The sequence below is a fragment of the Pseudodesulfovibrio aespoeensis Aspo-2 genome (genome assembly GCF_000176915.2).
GTDB classification, from domain to species: Bacteria; Desulfobacterota; Desulfovibrionia; order Desulfovibrionales; family Desulfovibrionaceae; genus Pseudodesulfovibrio; species Pseudodesulfovibrio aespoeensis.
Genome location: NC_014844.1, coordinates 1,167,888 through 1,186,505 on the forward strand (window position 1 = coordinate 1,167,888; position 18,618 = coordinate 1,186,505).

The following is an 18,618-nucleotide window of genomic DNA, read 5'->3' on the forward strand; positions in this document are numbered from 1 at the left end:
CGACAGTATGAAATACTCCATCGATCCCAAAGTATTGAAAAGAAGGGCCAGCCGCGACAAGCGGTTCAGGACCTATGCCTACACCGCCATCCTCATGGCCGCGGCGTTTCTCGTCTTCTTTTTCACCGACATCATCACCACGGCCCTGAGCGCCTTCAAACAGGCCGAGTTGCTGGTGGAGGTGCACTATGTGGACGAGGCCAGGAAGATGGGCGACTACGCCCTGGACGACGATGTGAGCCCTCTGGTCAGTCGGGGCTTCACCCGTCTGATACCAAACCAGATGCGCGAGGACCGCTCGCTGCTCGGAACCGCCGAGGAGAAATGGGTCCTGGCCGAGGCCGAGGTGGACCAGTACCTCAAGGGCAAGCCCAACCGCCTCAAGAAAGACGAGAGAAAGATCGTGGACACCATGCGGGCCGAGGGCAGGGCCAGACTCGCCTTCAACATCGGCTTCTTCGAGAACGGCGATTCCAAGCTGCCGGAGATGGCGGGCATATGGGCCGCTGCCGTGGGCTCCATGTACGTGCTCATCATTACCTTCCTCTTCAGCTTTCCCACCGGGGTCATGACCGCCATCTATCTCGAGGAGTTCGCGCCCAACAACCGGATCATGCAGGTCATCGAGGTCAACATCAACAATCTGGCCGCCATTCCGTCCATCCTTTTCGGACTGCTCGGCCTGTCCATCTTCATCAACTTCTTCGGGGTGCCTCGATCCTCGGCCCTGGCTGGCGGTCTGACGCTGGCGCTCATGACCCTGCCGGTGATCATCATCTCGACCCGTGCGGCCATCCGCGCCGTGCCCGATTCCATCCGCGAGGGCTCGCTGGCCCTGGGCGCGACCCGCTGGCAGATGGTGCTGACCAACGTGCTGCCCCTGTCGCTGCCCGGCATCCTGACCGGCACCATCATCGGGCTGGCCCAGGCCATCGGCGAGACCGCGCCGCTGCTTATCGTTGGCATGATGGCCTACATTCCGGATGCCCCTACCAGTTTCACCTCCGCAGCCACGGTTCTGCCCGCCCAGATATACACCTGGTCCTCGGATTCCCTGCGCGCCTTTACCGAGCGCACCTCGGCGGGCATCATCGTGCTGCTGGCGGTCATGCTCTCCATGAACGCTGTCGCCATCTACCTGCGCAACAAGTACGAGACCAAATGGTAGCCTGAATCCAGATCGTCAAAAAGAGGGGGCATGCCGCATCGCGGCATGCCCCCTCTTTTTTGGCGGATGAACCCGGCGGTCAGTTCTGCATTCTGTCAATGGCCGTGCGCAGGTCTTCGGAAAGGGTGTTGAGCGCCTGGATGGCAGCTGCGGATTCCTGCATGGCCTCTGCGGTCTCGCCCGCGATGGTGTTGACTGTGTCCGTGGCCCGGTTGATCTGCTCGCTGGTGGCGGCCTGCTGCTCGGCGGCAGTGGCGATGTTGCGCACCTGGGCGACTGATTCCTCGACCTTGCCCACAATGGCCTGAAGCGAGGTGCCGGAGCGCTCGACCAGCTCGCGGCAGGCCTCAAGCGCCTGGTTGGCCGTGTCCGTGCTCTCGATGCTGTTTTTGGCGCTCTTCTGGATGGACTTGATGGATTCGCCCACCTCGTGGGTGGCGTTCATGGTCTTTTCGGCCAGTTTGCGCACCTCGTCGGCCACCACGGCGAAGCCTCGGCCCGCCTCGCCCGCCCGGGCGGCCTCGATGGCCGCATTCAGCGCCAGGAGGTTGGTCTGGTCCGCGATGTCGGTGATCACGCCCATGATCGCGCCGATGCCCCTGGCGTGCTCGCCCAGTTCGGCCATCTGGCTGCGCAGCCCGGCGGACTGCTCGTGCACGTCGCGGATCATGGCCACGGACCTGCCCACCACGTCCTCGCCGGAGCGCGCCAGTTCGCGGGTTTCCTCGGCCATGCGCGCCGTGTTCGAGGCATTGGCCGCCACCTCGATGACGGTCTTGTTCATCTGCTCCATGGCGGTGGACGCCTCTTCGGCCCGGTCGCGCTGTTTGCGCGCCCCGTCGCTGGCGGCGTCGATGCGCTCGGCCAGGCTGCGCGTGGCTGCCGAGACGTTGCGCGCGATCTCGTTGGCATCGCGCGCGGCCTGCTCAATGAGCGCGTTCTTGGCCTCCACGGCCCGCTTCTGGGTGCGCTCCTCGGTCAGGTCCACCCAGATGGTGATGGCCCCGATGAGCTCGTTGTCCAGGTCGTAAATGGGCGTTGCCACCACATGCAGGGTCACGGTGGCGTTGTCGTTGTCGCGGGTCAGGTCTATCTCCCATTCGGACTGGCTGCGTTTCTCCATGGCCACCTGGGTCAGGGTCCTGCGCGACGGGTCGTGGTAGACCACCTCGTTGAGCAACAGGCCGAGATATTTGTCAGGCGTCTTGCGCTTGCCCAACATGCTCACGGCGGCCTGGTTGAAATGGGTCAGCCGGTTGTCGAGGTCCACCACGGCGCAGGGAATGGTCACGCCCGCCAGCACGCCCCGGCTGAAGCCGAGCTGGGTCTTCATCTCCTGCACCATGTGCCGAAACGAGGTCACGGTGCTGCCGATGGCGTCGTTGGCGCGGTAATCGAAATCGCATTCGAAGTTGCCCCGGCGCACCTCGTCGGCCACGGCGGCCAGCCGGTTCATGGGCGCCATGAGCTGGCGGCTCATGAGCCAGATGATGCCAATGGCCAGGATCAGGGGTATGGCGCCGCTGGCCAGGGCACCCCGGATGATGCGCGCGTCCACGCCGTCGAGCAGTTCGGCGTTGGTCACGCTGGTGGCGAGATAGGCGTCCCATGGCTCTATGCGGACAACGCGGGAATGGACCGCGCCGTTGCCGGTCTCCAGAAGTCCGGTGGTCGGGTCGGAACCGTTTTTGCCCAGGGTGGCGGCGACCACGGACTGTGCAAGGTCAGGATCAAGGGGGGCAACGTCAAAGGCTCCATCGGGCCTGAAGACGTATGAGAATCCCTTGCCGCCCACGGTTACCTTTCCGATGTATTGGGCCAGTTCATCCGGGATGACCGGATGGGCCACCTCCAGCGCGCCGATAACCTTGCTGTCGAAATCGCGGATTGGATCATAGGCCGTGACGTAGGACCGCCCGTCGATGCGGCTCATGCCCTCGTACCGTTCGCCCGTGAGCACGGTCCGTGTTGCCTCGCTGTCGGCGGGCATGGCCAGCCCCCGGACAGGTCGGCCATCGGGACCGGCGATGGTGGTGCTGACCCGGATGAGCATGCCGTCGTGCAACTGGAGTATGGACGAGGCCACTCCGGCGGTTTTGAGCACGGAGTCCGTCAGGTGAGTGGACTCGTGCAGATAGTGACTGCCGAGCTTGAAGGCGGGCAGGACCATATCGCGCGTCTGGCCAGTGTGCTGGTCGCGCACGGTCATGTCGACGTCATAGAGGACCTCGAACATTGGGAGGCCGCTGACGCCCATCATGGCTTTGAGGACGTTCAGGTCCGAGCCGATCTTTTTTCTCGCCAGGTCGTCCTGGAGCATGACCGTCTCGTGCAGGGTGGCCGAGACGCTTTCCAGGGTTGAGAGGCCGTTGTCGAGATAGGCGCGCCGCGATTGCCAGAAGTTGACGATGGACATGCATACGATGGTGATGACCACGATGGAGATGGAGACGATGAAGAGTTTGCTGCGGAATCCGAGGCGTGTCATGTGACGTCCCTGAAATATTATGAGGTTGAAGGCGGAAACCCTGATTTCTGCCTGTAGCTCATAAGCTGGGAAGTGTGACCGTTGTCACAAAGGGATGTTACAATCTGGTGAATTTGTTTCCGGCTGGAACAGGCTGAAATCAGGAGTGTTTTTTTTGGCCTGGCCGGGATTTCCCGCCTGATTTCCCTGGGCCGGGCCTGCCAGTGGTCGGCATGAGCAGCCCATGCTGGCGCAGCCGCTCGGCATCGGTTTTTGCCACCGGGATGGGGTTGCCCTTGAGGTCTGTCCCGGCATGGTACATGGCCGCCGCTGCGGTGCCGGGCAGGGGGATGAAGCACTGCACCTGCTCCGGTTTCCAGCCCCTGTCGCGCAGCCATTGGCCCAGGGCGCGCATGTCGTCGTCCGTGCAGCCGGGAAAGGCGCTCATCAGGTAGGGGATGACATACTGCCGCTTGCCCGCAATTTTCGATTCCCGCTCAAAGACGTCGAGGAACCGCTCAAAGGTGTCAAAGGTCGGCTTGCGCATGAGTTTCAAGACATGCTCGGCCATGTTTTCGGGCGCGACCTTGGCCTGACCGCCCACGTAGGTGCGGATGAGCCGGGCCAGGGGTGGCATGTCGGTCAGGGCCAGATCCATGCGCCAGCCGCTGGCCACGCGCACGTGTTTGACCGAGGGCACGGCGGCCACGCCGTCGAGCAGGTCGAGGAAGTCGGACTGGCTGACCGTGAAATGCTTGCACACGGCGGGGGTGAGGCAGCTCGCCCGGACGCAGGCGGACTGGTCCGAGGCGCAGCGTCCGCCCCACATGTTGGCGCTGGGGCCGCCCACGTCGCTGATGCTGCCGCCGAATCCGCGCACTCTGGTCACGGCCTCGGCCTCGCGCAGGAGCGATGCCCGGCTGCGCGAGCGGATCTGCCGCCCCTGGTGCAGGGCCAGGGTGCAGAAGGAGCAGCCGCCCGCGCACCCGCGATGGGTGGTGATGGAGGTCATGATCATGTCCGCCGCCGGGATGCGCTCCGCATAGGCAGGGTGGGGCAGCCGGGTGAAGGGCAGCCCGGCCAGCTTGTCCAGGCCGCGCGTATCCAGCGGCGGGCCGGGCGGGGTCAGGATGACCAGCCTGTCGCCGCTCTGCTGGACCGCGATCTCGCGGTTCTGGTGCACTTGCCGCTCCAGGAGCAGGGTGGCCCGGATCAGGGCCTGGGGATCGGCCAGGATATCCTCGTGGGAGGGCAGCTCCATGACCGGGGCGAAGTCCGGCACATCGCCGCTGGCCCCGGCGGTGACCACGCCCGGAATGCGCGCCAGGAGCGGGCGCAGGGTTTTTAAGTCCATGTCTTCCGCATTGTCAAAGGCGTCGGCAATGGCGTCGGCCAGGGCCACGATGGAGTTTTCGGCCATGCCGTAGGTGATGGCTGTGGCCTTGCTGTCCAGCAGGATGGAGCGGCGCACGGAGTCGGCCCAGAAGTCGTAGTGGGAGATGCGGCGCAGGGACGCCTCGATGCCGCCCAGGATCACTGGCAGGGAGCGGAAGGCGCGCTGGACCACGTTGGCGTAGGCGATGCAGGCCCGGTTGGGGCGGCTGCCAGCCATGCCGCCGGGGGTGTAGGCGTCGTCGCTGCGCTTTTTGCGAAAGGCCGTGTAGTGGGCGAGCATGGAGTCGAGCGAGCCTGCGGTGACCCCGGCAAAGAGGCGGGGTCTGCCCATGCGCACCACGTCGTCGGGCGTGTCCCATCGGGGCTGGGCCACCACGCCCACGCGGTAGCCGTGATGGATCAGCCAGCGGCCCAGGAGTGCCGCGCCAAAGGACGGGTGGTCCACGTAGCCGTCGCCGGTAATCAGGAGGATATCCAGTTCGTCCCAGCCCAGGCGGTCCATCTCCTGACGGGTCATGGGCAGGACCAGGGGCTGGGCAATGGCGGTGCGGGGGCGGCGGAGCGGGTCGGCGGGCGTCATGGCACGATGATGGCCCAAGGGCGGTGTTTGGTCCATACAATTCATGGGCGCGGGGGCGCGTGACGCGCCCGGATGCGGGCGAACAGGGAGGGTTTGCGGTCATACTGGTGGACCATGGCCGGGATCTGGCCGCGCGCGTTGCGCACACGGCCCTGCGCGTCCACCGCGGGTTCGCCCGCCGTGGACGCCAGGGTCAGGACCGGGCCGTCATTGTCGTGCAGGGTCAGGCTCGGCAACGCGCCCGTGTGTACCAGGACGTTGTGGACGCCCTGGTCGTATCCGGCCATGCGCTCGCCGGGCGTGAACGGGATCAGCCGCCGGATCATGGCGTCGAGATAGCCGAGCATGGCGTCGTGGTCGGCCACCACGGTGCCGGAGCAGGATACGGGGCTGTCCGCTACCGAGGCCAGCGCACCTTCGCCTTGGTGCTGGCGCACCCAGCGGCTGTTGTGCGGGCATTGGCTGATGGTGGTGCGCGGGTCTTCGAGCACGCAGTTGAGGCCGTCGGCCCAGCCTGCGTCAAAGGGGTCGGCCTGGAAGATCACGTCGCGCACGTCGGTGAGCAGGATGCGGCGGTAGCGGATGGCCGAGCCAAGCAGGAAATCGCGATAGAGAAAATAGCGCAGGGCGTTGGCGGGCAGGGTGTCTGGTCCGGCTGGCAGAGGCATGGGCAGAACCGTGACCCCGTGCGCCCCCACGCGATCCAGATCGCGGGTGGTGGGCGAGACAAAGAGCACGCATACGCCCCTGAAGCCCGACTCACCGAGGGAGGCCAGGAAGGGGCGCATGTCGCCGTAGTGATAGCCTGCGGCCAGGCCGAGGATCAGGTTTGCGTCCATGACTGCCGGCCCGGTGTGCGGGCTGCCTGTCGGCTACGCGCCGGACGAGGGTTTCTTGCGCCTGCGCCGTCTGGGCCGGGGCCTGGATATGGGGCTGTCGTTGTCCGAGTTTACGGGCTGCGCGGGTCTGTCATCCCGTTCAGGCCTGTCGTCTTGTTCGGGCCGGTCGTCCTGTTCGGACCTTTCATCCCGCTCGGGCCTGTCCTGCTGCTCGGACCTTTCCCGGCGTTCAGGCCTTTCGGGGCGTTCGGATTTTCCCTGACGTTCGGACCTTTCGGGACGCTCGGACTTTTCCGGACTATCGGATTGTCCGGGCCGCTCTGCGCGGGGTTCGTCGCGTCTGGGGCGGCGTGGTCTGCGCGGCCCGTCACGCTCCGGTTTCTCGGCATCGCGTTCCGGTGCCGGGCGCTGTTTGTCGGGCGCTTCCTGGCTTCTGGGGCGTTCCTGGCGTTCCGGCTGCTCCTGGCGCATCGTGTCCGAACGTTCCCGTTGCTCGTCGCGTTGTTCATCACGACTCTCACTGGGGCGGGCATCAGGCCGGTCGTCACGCTGTGCGGGCCGGCTCTGAGCGCGTCCAGCGTCGCCTTCCTCGTCCCGTCTTGAGCCGCGTCCCTGGCGGCGACCGCCCTTGGGCGAGCGTTCTTCGTCGCGGCTCACGGAGCGTTCGCGGGCCGGTGCGGGCTGCGTGCGTGGTGCGGGCTCGGCGGCGGGCTTGCCGTGCAGGGTGTGCTGGTAGAGCTCGTCGAGCTGCATGGCCAGCAGGCCCAGGGATTCCTCGTTGTCCGCATACTTGCGGGCCAGGGAGAGAAAACGGGAGGCGCGCTCGCGCTCCAGGTTGGTCAGCTTGCGGAATTTCTTTTCGAGCAGGGCGGTCAGCCGCTCCTCGATGATGGCCGCCACGTCCTGCTCGGTGGGATCCTTGATTTCCTCGAACTGGATGGAGAAGCGGGTGGCGATGCGCTCAAGCTCCATGCGCTGGATGACGTCCACCAGGGTGATGGCCGTGCCCGTGGCTCCGGCCCGGCCCGTGCGGCCTGCGCGGTGGACGTAGGACTCCGGGTCTTCGGGCGGCTCCAGCATGAAGACATGGGACAGCTCCGGGATGTCGATGCCGCGCGCGGCCACGTCGGTGGCCACCAGGAAGCGCAGCTTGCCCTCCTTGATCCGGGCCATGAGGGATTCGCGCTTGCCCTGGGTCAGGTCCGAGGTCAGCCCCTCGGCGTCAAAGCCGAACTGGGAGAGCAGGGCGGCGGTGAATTCCACGTTGCGCTTGGTGTTGGAGAAGATCAGGGCCGAGGTGGGGTTTTCAAGCTCGATGAGCTTGATGAGCTTGCGCTCCTTGCCCATGGCCGCCACCTCCACGAACTGGTGGGCGATGGAAGAAATATTGGCTTCGTCGCTGGACAGGCTGAGGAACTCCGGCTTGTCCATGAATTCCTCGGCCAGACGCAGCACGCTCTGGGGGAAGGTGGCCGAGAACATGTAGGCCCCGCGCAGGGTGCGCGGCAGGTAGCGCTTGACCTCGACCATGTCGGGGTAGAAGCCCACGGAGAGCATCCGGTCCGCCTCGTCGAAGATGAGCGTCTTGAGGTGGTCCAGCGTCAGGTTGCGGCGCACCAGATGGTCGAGGATGCGGCCCGGGGTGCCGACCACGAGCTGCGCGCCGTCGCGGAAGGCGTCGAGCTGTTCCTTGTAGCCCACGCCGCCGTAGACCGCGACCACGCCGATGCCCTCCTCGCCCGAGAGCATCAATGCCTCATCCGCCACCTGGCGGGCCAGCTCGCGGGTGGGGACCATGACCAGGGCCTGGCACTGGGGCAGGTTGGCGTCGAGCTTCTGGAGCAGCGGCAGCACGAATGCGCCGGTCTTGCCAGAGCCTGTCCGGGCCTGGACCATCACGTCACGGTCTTCGAGCAGGAAGGGCATGGCCTTCTGCTGCACGGGCATGAGCTTGGTCCATCCGGCGCGGTCGCACGCCTTGCGCAGTTTGTCGGGCAGGGCTTCAAATGTCAGTATTCCGGAGTCCGCGTCGGCCCCGGTGTCCTCGTTCATCGATTGGTTCGTGATGTCGTTTTCCATGGTATCCTGAAGTGTATGGTGTGTACCCCGGTCAATGGATTAGCGTGGCGGGACCGGGGTGTGAAATCGCGTTTGGCGGAAACAGCATACACCTTTCTGCCACGTTTGTACAACACCGTGGACAGAGGGGTGCCGAGGGGCCGGGCAAGGGGCGGGCCGGGGCCGTGCCGAGGGCGCTAATGCACGAACTGCTCGCTGAAGATGCGTTCTTCGAGGGAGTGGTCCGGGTCGAAGAGGACGCAGGCGTGGATCGTGGAATCCTCGAACACCGCCACATGGGTCACCTTGCGCACTTCAAGGGAGTCCGCCGAGACGCCGACCGGCCTTTTGTCAGGGTCGAGGATTTCGAATTCGACCGTGGCCGTGTGGGGCAGGAGCGCGCCGTTCCACCGCCGGGGCCGGAACGGGCTGACCGGGGTCAGGGCCAGGACATTGGAGCCCAGCGGGATGATGGGGCCGCGGGCCGAGAGGTTGTAGGCCGTGCTGCCTGCCGGAGTGGCCACCATGATGCCGTCGCAGATGAGGTTGTCGAGCCGCTGGCGGCCATTGATCAGCACCCGGACATGGGCCGACTGCTGGGAGTAGCGCAGCAGGGCCACCTCGTTGAAGGCCAGGGCCTTGTGCCGCTCGCCCGACAGGGTGGTGGCGGTCATGCGCAGGGGGTGGAGCAGGTGCGGCTGGGCGTTGTTGAGCCGTTCAAGCACGTTCCCGCAGTGGAACTCGTTGAGCAGGAAGCCCACGGTGCCCCGGTTCATTCCGTAGATGGGCAGCCCGCAGTGGAGGTATTCGTGCAAGGTTCTGAGCAGGAACCCGTCGCCGCCCAGGGCGACGATGATGTCCGCCTCCCCTACCGGCACCAGGGGGAGCGCGTCGGAGAGCTGCTTCAGCCCCTCCTGGGCCTCTGGCGAGGCCGAAGCAACGCAGGCGATTTTTTCAAATGACATGGCTGTCCTGTTTCGATGTTTTGCAAGGCATGCAAACTCCCTGACAAAAGCCCTACACCGCATGATCTATGAGGTAAAGCCCGGCACGCCGGATGGTCGGGAGAAAAAACCCCGGCCCGTCAGGGCCGGGGCGTGATGTCGCGAAGGGGCCGCTACCGCTTGTCGATGGGAATGTACGGGCGCGGGGTGTCGCCGATATATATCTGGCGCGGGCGGTGGATGCGCGTGGTGGAGTCGGCGTGGGCCTCGTGCCAGTGGGCGATCCAGCCGGGCATCCGGCCGATTGCGAACATGACAGGGAACATGTTCACCGGGATGCCCAGGGCGCGCAGGATGATGCCGGAGTAGAAGTCCACGTTGGGGTAGAGCTTGCGCTCGGTGAAATATTCGTCGTTCATGGCCACATCGGCCAGCTCAAGGGCGATGTCGAGCATGGGGTCTTGGTAGCCCGTGGATTCGAGCATCTCGTGGGCGGCCTTGCGCAGGATTTTGGCCCTGGGGTCAAAGCTCTTGTAGATGCGGTGGCCAAAGCCCATGAGTTTCAATTCCTTCTTTTTCACCCGCTCGATGTATTCGGATATGGAGGCTTCGCCGTCGCGGATCTGTTCGAGCATGGTGACCACGCCCGCGTTGGCCCCGCCGTGCAGACGCCCCCACAGGGCGCAGATGCCTGCCGAGACCGAGGCAAAGAGGTTGGCCTCGGTGGACTGGACCATGCGCACCGTGGAGCAGGAGCAGTTCTGCTCGTGGTCGGCGTGGAGCAGGAAGAAGAGCGAGAGGGCGCGCTCCTGTTCGTCGGTGGGGTCGAACTGCTTGTAGGGGATGGAGTGCATCATGTGCAGGAAGTTGCGGCAGTACGACAGCTTGGGGTCGGGATACATGAAGGGCAGTCCCTGGCCCTTGCGAAAGGACCAGGTCGCGATGGTGCGCACCTTGGAGATGATCTTGGCCGTGGCGCGCAGGAATTCCTCGTCCGTTTCGATCTCCAGCAGGTCGGGATGGTAGCAGCCCATGGCGTTGATGACCGCCGAGAGGATGGCCATGGGATGCCCGGCGGAAGGGAACCCGTCGAAATGATGGCGCAACCCCTCGTGCAGCAACTCCTGGTCACTGAGCAGGTCGCGGAACTGCTGGCGCTCCTCGCGGGTAGGCAGGGCTCCAAAGATGAGCATGTAGGCGGTTTCGATGAAGGAGCTGTTGGCGGCAAGTTCCTCGATGGAGTATCCGCGATAGCGCAGGATGCCGTTTTCGCCGTCCACAAAGGTGATGGCGCTGGAGCAGGCTCCGGTGTTGCCAAAGCCGGGGTCGTAGGTGATGTGGCCCGTGTCTTTTCGCAGGGCGCGGATGTCGATGGCGTGCTCGTTTTCAGTGCCCACGATGACGGGCAGCTCGTAGGTGGTGCCGTCCAGTATGAGATAGGCGGTTTTGCCCTTGGCGTCCTTGGTCTCTTTCAGCATGGTGTTACCTCTGGGAATCATGGGTGAAGCCCCCCTTCAGGCATCGGGTGCAAATAAAAGTTCTGGTGATCGGACCTGATGTCGAAGGGTTTCTTCGTCGTCCGCCGCTCGGGCGGGGTGGAAGCGATCCTGGCAATGCGGACTCAGAGTCGTAGCTTGTCTTTGGATAGTCGAGTGCGCCCGCCATGTCAAACTCCGCTGCGGTGGCATGTTCTATGGGAGATGGTATCATCCTGCGCCCGTGCCCGGGCGTCCGATGCGCAAGGCACGACCCTACTCCAGAGTTTCGCGCTTCTCAATCCCCGCAAAGGGGGATAATTGTGCAGACAGCAATGAATTGCGGGAAGGGAGGTTGACAACCGGAAATATACCCCTATAGGGTATGTTGCGAAGGGATGGCGGGACAAAGACCAAGCCGGGAGTTTGGACTATCATGAAGAAGGACAGCAGAAGATCATTCGGCGTGAGTCGGCGCGGGTTTCTCAAGGCCCTGGTCGTGGCCGGGGCCGGGGCCCTTGTGCCGTCGGTCGGCCTGGCCGGTGCCGGAGCGGACGCGGTGCCGTCGGGAGAAGAGCTGGTCACCCTGCTCGACCTGTCGAAATGCATCGGCTGTGGCGCATGTGTCGAGGCGTGTCGCGAGGCCAATGCGCCCAAGTTTCCCGAGCCGGAGAAGCCCTTTCCGGCCATGTCCCCGGCCAGCCGGGCCAAGCCCGAGGACTGGTCCGGGCGGCGCGACGTGGACGACCGGCTTACGCCATACAACTGGCTCTCCATCCAGACCGCGCAGGTGCGCTACCAGGGCGTGGACCATGTCATCAACATCCCGCGCCGCTGCATGCACTGCGTCAACCCGCCGTGCGCCAACATGTGCCCCTTTGGCGCGGCCAACAAGCAGGCCAACGGGCTGACCCGCATCAACGATTCCCTCTGCCTTGGCGGGGCCAAGTGCCGCACGGTCTGCCCGTGGCACATCCCCCAGCGCCAGTCCGGGGTGGGGCTGTATCTTGACCTCATGCCGCGTTTCGCGGGCAACGGCGTCATGTACAAGTGCGACCGCTGCTATCAGCGCATCGACCAGGGTGAGCTGCCCGCCTGCATCGTCGAGTGTCCCGAGGGCGTGCAAACTATCGGCCCGCGCCGCGAGATGATTGCCAGGGCGCGCACCCTGGCCGACGAGATGAACGGTTTTATCTACGGCCTGACCGAGAACGGCGGCACCAACACCCTCTATGTCTCGCCGGTTCCCTTTGATCTGCTGGACGCGGCGGTGGAGCAGGGCAAGGGCAGGCCTCATCTCAAGCCTGTGGCCGATGTCATGGCTGATGAAACGAATCTGGCCACGGCAACGCTGCTGGCCCCGGTGGCCGGCATTGCCGCCGGATTCCTTGGGCTTGGCGCCAGGCTGCTTGGTCGTGACAAGCCGGGGCTGCGGGATGAAGAGAGCCATGAAGAAAAGAGGGAGAGCGATAAGGGGGAGAGTGATGCGAGCTAGAGCGTATCCTGTCTGGATCAGTCGGCTGTTCATCTTTTCCGTGACCATGCTGGCCGTGACCGGCATGCTCCAGATGCCCCTGGCCACACGCTATTACCTTACCGAGGTGCCGGGGCTGGCCTGGACCGGGGATTTCTTCATAGTCCACCGGCTCCATTACCTGTTCGCGGCCCTGCTCCTGTTCATTGTGGGGCTGGCCGTGACCAACTGGCTGCTTGAGTGGCGCGACCGGCTCGCGCTGACGCCGTTTGGCGCGGCCCGCGCGGCCATCCTGGGCGGGCTGATCGTCAGCGGCGGCCTGCGCGTGTACCGCAACCTGCCCGGCGTGACCCTGGACCCCGCGTTCATCGTGACCATCGAGTGGGTCCACCTCGTGCTGGCCATGGCATTGGGCGCAGCGGCCCTGGCCGCGCTGATCCGCAAGTCCTCGGCCTATGCCGGGCCGCGATAGATTTCGTCGTCCCCTGACAGCCGAACGCCCTTTCCCTCACACTCCCTTCCTCTGTCAAAAGGGGAGCCGTCACGGCTCCCCTTTTCGTTTTGAAGAAAGACAGTTCGGCCCCTGGCCGGATGTCATGACGAGTCGTCCTCATTCATGACCATGCTTGCCTCGCATTCTCCGCCCACCTTGCGGCCATCGTAGGATGCCTCGCTTTCCAGTGGCTCCACGTGGATGGTGACCTCGGCCCGGGCCAGCCCGGCCTTGATCTCGTCCTCGATGACGCAGCACAGGTCGTGGGCGTCCCGCACGGTCGTTTTGCCGGGCAGGAGCAGGTGGAAGTCGATGAACCGGCGCGGACCGGATTTTCGGGTGCGCAGGCCGTGGAAGGTGGCGTTTTCGCCCTGGTGTTTGCGGATGGCCGCGCCGATGCGCTCGATTTCGTCGGGCGGCAGGGCGTCGTCCATCAGTCCGCTCACCGAGCGCTTGAGCAGGCTGACGCCAGTAACGACGATGTTTCCGGCCATGACGATGGCGATGACGGGGTCCAGGATGGACCACTGCGGCATGACGATCAGCACGGCCAGCCCTGCCACCAGCCCGACCGAGGTCCAGACATCGGTCAGCAGGTGCTTGGCGTCCGCCTCCAGGGTGATGGAGTCGAAATGGGCGGCGGCCCGGAGCATGACCCTGGCCGTGACGAAATTGATGACAGAGGAGAGCAGGGCAAGGAGGAGGCCCGGTCCAAGGTTGACCAGCTCCCTGGGGTCGAAAAACCGGCTCACGGCGGCGTAGGTGATGCCGATGGCCGCCACGATGATCAGGATGCCCTCGATGCCGCTGGAGAAATATTCGGCCTTGCCGTGGCCGTAGCTGTGGCTGCGGTCTGCCGGGCGCATGGCAATGGTGATGGCCGTCAGGGCCAGCATCCCGGCGGTCAGGTTGACGATGGATTCGGTGGCGTCGGAGAGCAGGCCGACCGATCCGGTCATGCCCCAGGCCCCGAACTTGAGGGCCAGGGTCAGGATCGAAGCGACTATCGAATAGATCGCGTAGCGTCTGGGTGAGGCGGCGATCATGGACGGCTCACACCCTGGGCTTGAGCCAGGGATTCTCCTCGCCGCGCGCCAGCCTGCGGATGTTCTCCTTGTGCCGCCAGAAGAGCAGGACCATGACCACCAGGGCCACGGGCACAAAGGCGGCATTGCCCGTGAGCAGCATGAATACGGGCAGGGCCAGGGCCAGGGTCAGCGAGCCCATGGAGACATGGCCGGACAGGGCGACCACGGTCAGGCACATGGCCGCCGAGAGCAGGGTGCCCCAGAAGGAGACGGCCAGGAATGCGCCCACCGTGGTGGCCACGGCCTTGCCGCCTTTGAAGTGCATGAAGCAGGAAAATATGTGGCCGAGGATGGCGGCCAGGACCACGAGGCTCAGGCCAAGATCGGATTCGATCCACGACGAGGCCATGAGCACGGGCACCAGTCCCTTGGAGATGTCCAGCACCAGGGTGGCGATGCCGTATTTGAGGCCGCACAGCCGGGCGATGTTGGTAGCGCCGATGTTGCGGCTGCCGTCGGTGCGCGGGTCGATGTTGCACAGGGTTTTGGCTATGACCAGCCCGAAGGGGACGGAGCCGAGGACATAGGCAATGACGATCCAGACGAGTATGGACATGCGGGATTCTCCTGATGTCGTGCTTTGGGTTCCGGTGTTGTAGCGTTTTTATCCGGCGATTGGAAGGGGTGACCGGCGCGCGGCTCAGTCCTCCAGAGCCTCGCCCAGCCGGATCTCGTTGGTCAGCGGGTCGATGCGGGAGAAGCTGACCCGGAACCGCTGGCCGGGATAGAGCTTGTCGCCCAGAAGCTTGCGCGGTGCGCGGACATTGAGCTGGTACTGGGGCATGGCCAGGGTGGCCATGGGGCCGCTGTCCTCCACCAGCACGGCGGGGTGCAGCTCCTTGCGCCGCTTGGCGAGGTAGACGAGCTTCCAGTATCTGGGCCGGAACCGCTGTACCGCGCCGACCGCCTTGATGCGCGCGCCCAGCTGGATGGCGAGATGATCCAGGGCGTCGGTGTCCAGGCGCGGCTGGCCGTGGGCGAGAAAGGTGCAGACCTGGGCCATGTTGATGAAATCCGTGTACCGGCGCAGCGGCGACGATATGGGCGCATAGGCCGGGACGCCCAGGGCCGCATGGCGCTTGGGCGTTGTCTCCAGGGCCGGGGGCAGCAGGAGCTTGACCGAGCGCAGGATCTCGGCGGGTTCGGTGAAGATGCCGGCTGCCTCCTGGGGCAGGGCGATGTCCTGGGTGCGGTGGAGCAGCGGCACGCCGTGGTCCCTGGCCCAGAGGGCAAGGCCGGAGTTGGCCAGGATCATGAACTCGCTGATGACCAGCTCGGCCATGGGACACGGCTCCTTGAGGGTGATGTCCACCACCAACTGCGCGCCCTGGCCCTCGACCGTGACCACGGGCTCGGGCTTGCGGATGACGCAGGCCCCGGTCTCGATGCGCTGGCCGATGAGCTTCTCAGCCAGGGCGTGGGCCAGGACCAGGGATGGGTCTGAGCCCTGGACAATGGCCTGCTCGGCATCCTCGTAGGTGATGTTGGCCCTGACCGTGGCCCAGGCCATGCGCGGGGTCACCGAGAGCAGCGCGCCCCCGGCGTCGAGGCGGAACAGGGCGATGAGCACGGGCCGACGCTCTCCGGCCAGCAGGCTGTACAGGCCAGTGCCGAATTGCTCGGGCAGCATGTGGCCCGTGCCTTCGGGCAGGTAGAGGCTGGTGGCGCGGTCGGCCACGGCCCGGTCAAGGGGCGAGCCGAACTCCCAGTGGGCATCGGGCCGGGCCAGGGCGATGGACAGGGCGTAGCCGTCACCGTCGCGCTCGATATGGAAGGCGTCGTCGATGTCGCGGGTGGTGGACGCGTCGATGCTGATGAACTCCAGGGGCGAGTCCTCGCCGGATTCATTGGAAAAGGCAATTTCTATCGCTTCGATTTCATTGGCGAAGGGTTCCGACCACTGATTGCCCCAGGCGTATCCGGCCTCGTCGAGCAGGGCGTTGTGGTGGTCGGGCAGCACGCCCCAGGCCTGGGCCAGGAGCAGGGGCAGGTGGGGGATGTCCGGCATGCCCTTGGCAATGGCCTGCCATATCTTGGCCTCGGTCTCGTCCATGGTTCCGGCGATGGCGTGCCTGAGGATGCGCTCGATGCCCGCTGCCAGCTCGCGGTCCATGGCCGGGATGGCGGGCTTTCGGCCCTGGCTGTGGGCGGTCCACAGCTCCTGGACCAAGGTGTGTCCGACGGTGGTGATCGCCTCGCGCTCCTTTTCCTCGGACTGTTCGCGCAGGCGCAGCTCGACCTTTTCAGCGGGCCATATCTCGAAATTCGGGGGGCGAAACTTGAAGTGGGTCTTGGCCGAGAGCATGGCCCGGCCAAGGGCGGCCACCTCGTCCGGGCCGGGGCCGTCGAAGAGCAGGTCGCAAAACCACGACAGCGGCGCGCTCTCCAACTCGCCCTGGGCCAGTTCCCACAGCTCCATGACGTTCAGCCCGGCCTGGATCTCGCCGCGGCGGTCCTGGTGGGCGTTGAGGATGTCCTGGATTTCCTGCCGGTTGGACTCCGGGCTGTGGGTCGGTCCGGACCACGGCAGGATGCGCGCCGCCGGGAGCTTGATCTCGCGCTTGTGGATGGAGACGAGCCTGAGCCGCCCGGCGGACTCCTCAAGCACCCAGGCCAGCTGGGGATGATCGCCCTGCATGAATTCCACCACGGTGCCGGGGCGGATGATCGAGGCGGGTGCTGTCTGTTTGACCATGTTCACTACTTGTTCACTGCTGTGCGTTGCGGTGGTTTTCGGGTGTGAGGTTTTCTATCATGAATCAGTTGTCAGCGTAAGTGGGGCGGTATACACGGAGCCATGGAACGCGACACCATGGAGATCATCGGCCTCGTGGCCGGCTTTTGCACCACGGCCTCGTTCGTGCCGCAGGTGGTGCGCACCTGGCGCACCCGGTCCGTGGCCGACATCTCGCTGCGCATGTATCTGCTGCTGTGCCTCGGGGTGTCGCTGTGGCTCGTCTACGGCGCGCTGGTGGGCTCGGTGGCCGTGCTGCTGGCCAACTCGGTCACCCTGGTCCTGGCCGCCTCGGTGCTGGGCATGAAGCTGGCCTTTGGCCGGAAGAAACCCGCCCCGCCCCCGCGCCGTTGAATCAAAAAGGGCCTCGCCGGATCGCGACCCGGCGAAGCCCTGGTCATTCATCCCTGGTACATCAGTGTTTGAAGGACCGCTGGCCGGTGAAGACCATGGCCACCTGCGGGCTGGCCTCGTTGACCGCCGCGATCACCTCGTGGTCGCGGATGGAGCCGCCCGGCTGGGCAATGGCGGTCACCCCCTGGTCGATGCACAGGTCCACGCCGTCGCGGAACGGGAAGAATCCGTCAGAAACCACCACCGAGCCGGGCAGGCCGCCCTTGGCCTCTGCCGTGCGGCGTTCAATGTCGGCAAGCTGCGCCTTGGCCTCCGGGTCTCTGATGGCCTTGAGCTTGAGCTCGAATATGGACAGGCCCAGCTCCTTGGACGAGAGCAGGTCCATGTACTTGATGTAGGCCTTGGTCACGGCCAGGAGCACGCAGCCCACCCGGTCCTGTTCGCCGGTGCCGATGGCCGTGGTCACGCCGTCCTTGACGAAGAGCACGGAGTTGGAGGTCACACCCGCCTCCACGGCCCAGGCGAAGAGCAGGTCGTCCGCCTCCTGCCTGCCGGGCGCGCGGGCCAGGAAGACGTTGCCGTCCTTCTCGGCCCTGGCCGGGAGAAAGTCTTCAGTCGCCAGGATGGCGTTGCGAAACGAGAACTGGACCACCATGCCGCCGTCCGACAGAGACTTGATGTCCAGAAACGGCGTGCGCGACAGACTTTCGAGGTCGGCGATGCCGGGAATGCGCAGGATGCGCAGGTTTTTCTTTTTCTTCAGCTCCGCCAGAGCGTCCGGGGCGTAGTCCGGGGCGGCCACCACTTCGAAATAGACGGAGTTGATCAACTGGGCTGTGGCCAGATCAAGGGTGCGGTTGACCACCACGGCCCCGCCAAAGGCGGCGATGCGGTCCGCTTCAAAGGCGCGCCTGAGGGCCACGGCCACGCCATCGTCGGTCCAGGCCGCCCCGCAGGGGTTGTTGTGCTTGAGGATGAGGGCTGCGGGTTTGGCAGACAAATATTGCAGGATATTCAGGGCGTTGTCTACGTCGGTCAGGTTGGTCTTGCCCGGATGCTTGCCCGCCTGGAGCATGTGCTCCTCGGTCAGGGCCGAGACCAGCCCCTGGCCCGCGCCGATGAACTTCACGCCACCCACCTCAAGGCAACCCTGCGTCAGTTCGTAGAGTGCTGCGGGCTGGTCCGGGTTCTCGCCGTAGCGCAGCCCTTTGGTCTGGCCGTCGATCTCCCAGGTGCGCTTCTTGAAAACCAGTTCCTGGTCGCCCAGAGTCAGTTTCAGGTCTGCCGGAAACGGATCTTCCTGCAGCGTCGTGTACATCTTCTTCAGATCACTCATGGCCTTACCCCTTGTTGCTCCTGTGTCTTCGTGTCCCCTTGGAGGACGCGGTCATAGCACAGCTTCCCCCTGCGGGCAAATTGTTAGACACCCCGCCGCCAGCAGGGCCGGGTTTGCTCGCTTCAAGTGCGGATTGATTGTCCAGTTAGTCTATTTGTTGAAAATAATCATACCTTCAGCACGAATTATGTGGCAATGTCATGGCAAAGTCGG

At 65.0% G+C, this 18,618-nt stretch carries 14 protein-coding genes; 4 read left to right on the forward strand and 10 right to left on the reverse strand.

Annotation, left to right across the window (positions count from 1 at the left end; genetic code table 11):
* The first annotated feature begins 7 nt into the window (after window positions 1–7).
* Window positions 8–1,168 carry a phosphate ABC transporter permease PstA gene (pstA, locus tag DAES_RS05180; RefSeq protein ID WP_013513983.1) on the forward strand — a complete coding sequence of 387 codons (1,161 nt, stop codon included), beginning with the start codon at window positions 8–10 and terminating at the stop codon, window positions 1,166–1,168.
* Between the two features lie 79 nt (window positions 1,169–1,247).
* Here the strand turns inward: pstA and DAES_RS05185 are convergent, their stop codons facing one another.
* The 6 genes from DAES_RS05185 to DAES_RS05210 form a co-directional block, all read right to left on the reverse strand.
* Window positions 1,248–3,656 (reverse strand): methyl-accepting chemotaxis protein, encoded by a 2,409-nt coding sequence (locus DAES_RS05185; protein WP_013513984.1) that lies wholly within the window; start codon window positions 3,654–3,656, stop codon window positions 1,248–1,250.
* A 139-nt stretch (window positions 3,657–3,795) separates the two neighbouring features.
* Entirely contained in the window at window positions 3,796–5,610 is a 1,815-nt protein-coding gene (locus tag DAES_RS05190; protein ID WP_013513985.1) for a YgiQ family radical SAM protein, read from the reverse strand.
* A 41-nt stretch (window positions 5,611–5,651) separates the two neighbouring features.
* Entirely contained in the window at window positions 5,652–6,449 is a 798-nt protein-coding gene (locus tag DAES_RS05195) for a hypothetical protein (RefSeq protein WP_013513986.1), read from the reverse strand.
* Between the two features lie 33 nt (window positions 6,450–6,482).
* A complete protein-coding gene (locus DAES_RS05200) occupies window positions 6,483–8,528 on the reverse strand; it encodes a DEAD/DEAH box helicase (protein WP_013513987.1) in 2,046 nt (681 codons plus the stop codon).
* A gap of 176 nt (window positions 8,529–8,704) precedes the next feature.
* Complete coding sequence (locus DAES_RS05205; protein ID WP_013513988.1) at window positions 8,705–9,472, reverse strand: NAD kinase; 768 nt, start codon at window positions 9,470–9,472, stop codon at window positions 8,705–8,707.
* 152 nt (window positions 9,473–9,624) lie between these two features.
* Window positions 9,625–10,950 (reverse strand): citrate synthase, encoded by a 1,326-nt coding sequence (locus DAES_RS05210; RefSeq protein WP_013513989.1) that lies wholly within the window; start codon window positions 10,948–10,950, stop codon window positions 9,625–9,627.
* Between the two features lie 412 nt (window positions 10,951–11,362).
* Between DAES_RS05210 and DAES_RS05215 the strand changes: the two genes are divergently transcribed.
* A complete protein-coding gene (locus DAES_RS05215) occupies window positions 11,363–12,421 on the forward strand; it encodes a 4Fe-4S dicluster domain-containing protein (protein WP_013513990.1) in 1,059 nt (352 codons plus the stop codon).
* The gene (locus DAES_RS05220) at window positions 12,411–12,872 is read left to right on the forward strand and encodes a hypothetical protein (protein WP_013513991.1); all 462 of its coding nucleotides are present in this window, start codon (window positions 12,411–12,413) and stop codon (window positions 12,870–12,872) included. The genes DAES_RS05215 and DAES_RS05220 overlap by 11 nt, the downstream gene beginning before the upstream one ends.
* Before the next feature lie 122 nt (window positions 12,873–12,994).
* On the opposite strand, the gene DAES_RS05225 is transcribed toward DAES_RS05220, so the two are convergent.
* From DAES_RS05225 to DAES_RS05235, 3 genes are all read right to left on the reverse strand, one after another.
* Window positions 12,995–13,939: a cation diffusion facilitator family transporter gene (locus tag DAES_RS05225; protein WP_013513992.1), complete on the reverse strand. Its 945-nt coding sequence runs from the start codon at window positions 13,937–13,939 to the stop codon at window positions 12,995–12,997.
* Between the two features lie 7 nt (window positions 13,940–13,946).
* A complete protein-coding gene (gene plsY, locus DAES_RS05230; RefSeq protein WP_013513993.1) occupies window positions 13,947–14,537 on the reverse strand; it encodes a glycerol-3-phosphate 1-O-acyltransferase PlsY in 591 nt (196 codons plus the stop codon).
* Window positions 14,538–14,621: 84 nt separating this feature from the next.
* Window positions 14,622–16,676, reverse strand: coding sequence for a ribonuclease catalytic domain-containing protein (locus tag DAES_RS05235; RefSeq protein ID WP_013513994.1), 2,055 nt, complete (start codon window positions 16,674–16,676; stop codon window positions 14,622–14,624).
* Window positions 16,677–16,778: 102 nt separating this feature from the next.
* Between DAES_RS05235 and DAES_RS05240 the strand changes: the two genes are divergently transcribed.
* Entirely contained in the window at window positions 16,779–17,069 is a 291-nt protein-coding gene (locus tag DAES_RS05240) for a SemiSWEET family sugar transporter (protein WP_041271358.1), read from the forward strand.
* Between the two features lie 61 nt (window positions 17,070–17,130).
* Here the strand turns inward: DAES_RS05240 and DAES_RS05245 are convergent, their stop codons facing one another.
* Window positions 17,131–18,405 carry a phosphoribosylaminoimidazolecarboxamide formyltransferase gene (locus tag DAES_RS05245; RefSeq protein ID WP_013513996.1) on the reverse strand — a complete coding sequence of 425 codons (1,275 nt, stop codon included), beginning with the start codon at window positions 18,403–18,405 and terminating at the stop codon, window positions 17,131–17,133.
* Window positions 18,406–18,618 lie beyond the last annotated feature (213 nt).

Coding starts and splice junctions, on each gene's coding strand:
- pstA (WP_013513983.1), top strand. CDS start 8: ATGAAATACTCCATCGATCCCAAAGTATTGAAAAGAAGGGCCAGCCGC.
- DAES_RS05185 (WP_013513984.1), bottom strand. CDS start 3,656: ATGACACGCCTCGGATTCCGCAGCAAACTCTTCATCGTCTCCATCTCC.
- DAES_RS05190 (WP_013513985.1), bottom strand. CDS start 5,610: ATGACGCCCGCCGACCCGCTCCGCCGCCCCCGCACCGCCATTGCCCAG.
- DAES_RS05195 (WP_013513986.1), bottom strand. CDS start 6,449: ATGGACGCAAACCTGATCCTCGGCCTGGCCGCAGGCTATCACTACGGC.
- DAES_RS05200 (WP_013513987.1), bottom strand. CDS start 8,528: ATGGAAAACGACATCACGAACCAATCGATGAACGAGGACACCGGGGCC.
- DAES_RS05205 (WP_013513988.1), bottom strand. CDS start 9,472: ATGTCATTTGAAAAAATCGCCTGCGTTGCTTCGGCCTCGCCAGAGGCC.
- DAES_RS05210 (WP_013513989.1), bottom strand. CDS start 10,950: ATGATTCCCAGAGGTAACACCATGCTGAAAGAGACCAAGGACGCCAAG.
- DAES_RS05215 (WP_013513990.1), top strand. CDS start 11,363: ATGAAGAAGGACAGCAGAAGATCATTCGGCGTGAGTCGGCGCGGGTTT.
- DAES_RS05220 (WP_013513991.1), top strand. CDS start 12,411: ATGCGAGCTAGAGCGTATCCTGTCTGGATCAGTCGGCTGTTCATCTTT.
- DAES_RS05225 (WP_013513992.1), bottom strand. CDS start 13,939: ATGATCGCCGCCTCACCCAGACGCTACGCGATCTATTCGATAGTCGCT.
- plsY (WP_013513993.1), bottom strand. CDS start 14,537: ATGTCCATACTCGTCTGGATCGTCATTGCCTATGTCCTCGGCTCCGTC.
- DAES_RS05235 (WP_013513994.1), bottom strand. CDS start 16,676: ATGGTCAAACAGACAGCACCCGCCTCGATCATCCGCCCCGGCACCGTG.
- DAES_RS05240 (WP_041271358.1), top strand. CDS start 16,779: ATGGAACGCGACACCATGGAGATCATCGGCCTCGTGGCCGGCTTTTGC.
- DAES_RS05245 (WP_013513996.1), bottom strand. CDS start 18,405: ATGAGTGATCTGAAGAAGATGTACACGACGCTGCAGGAAGATCCGTTT.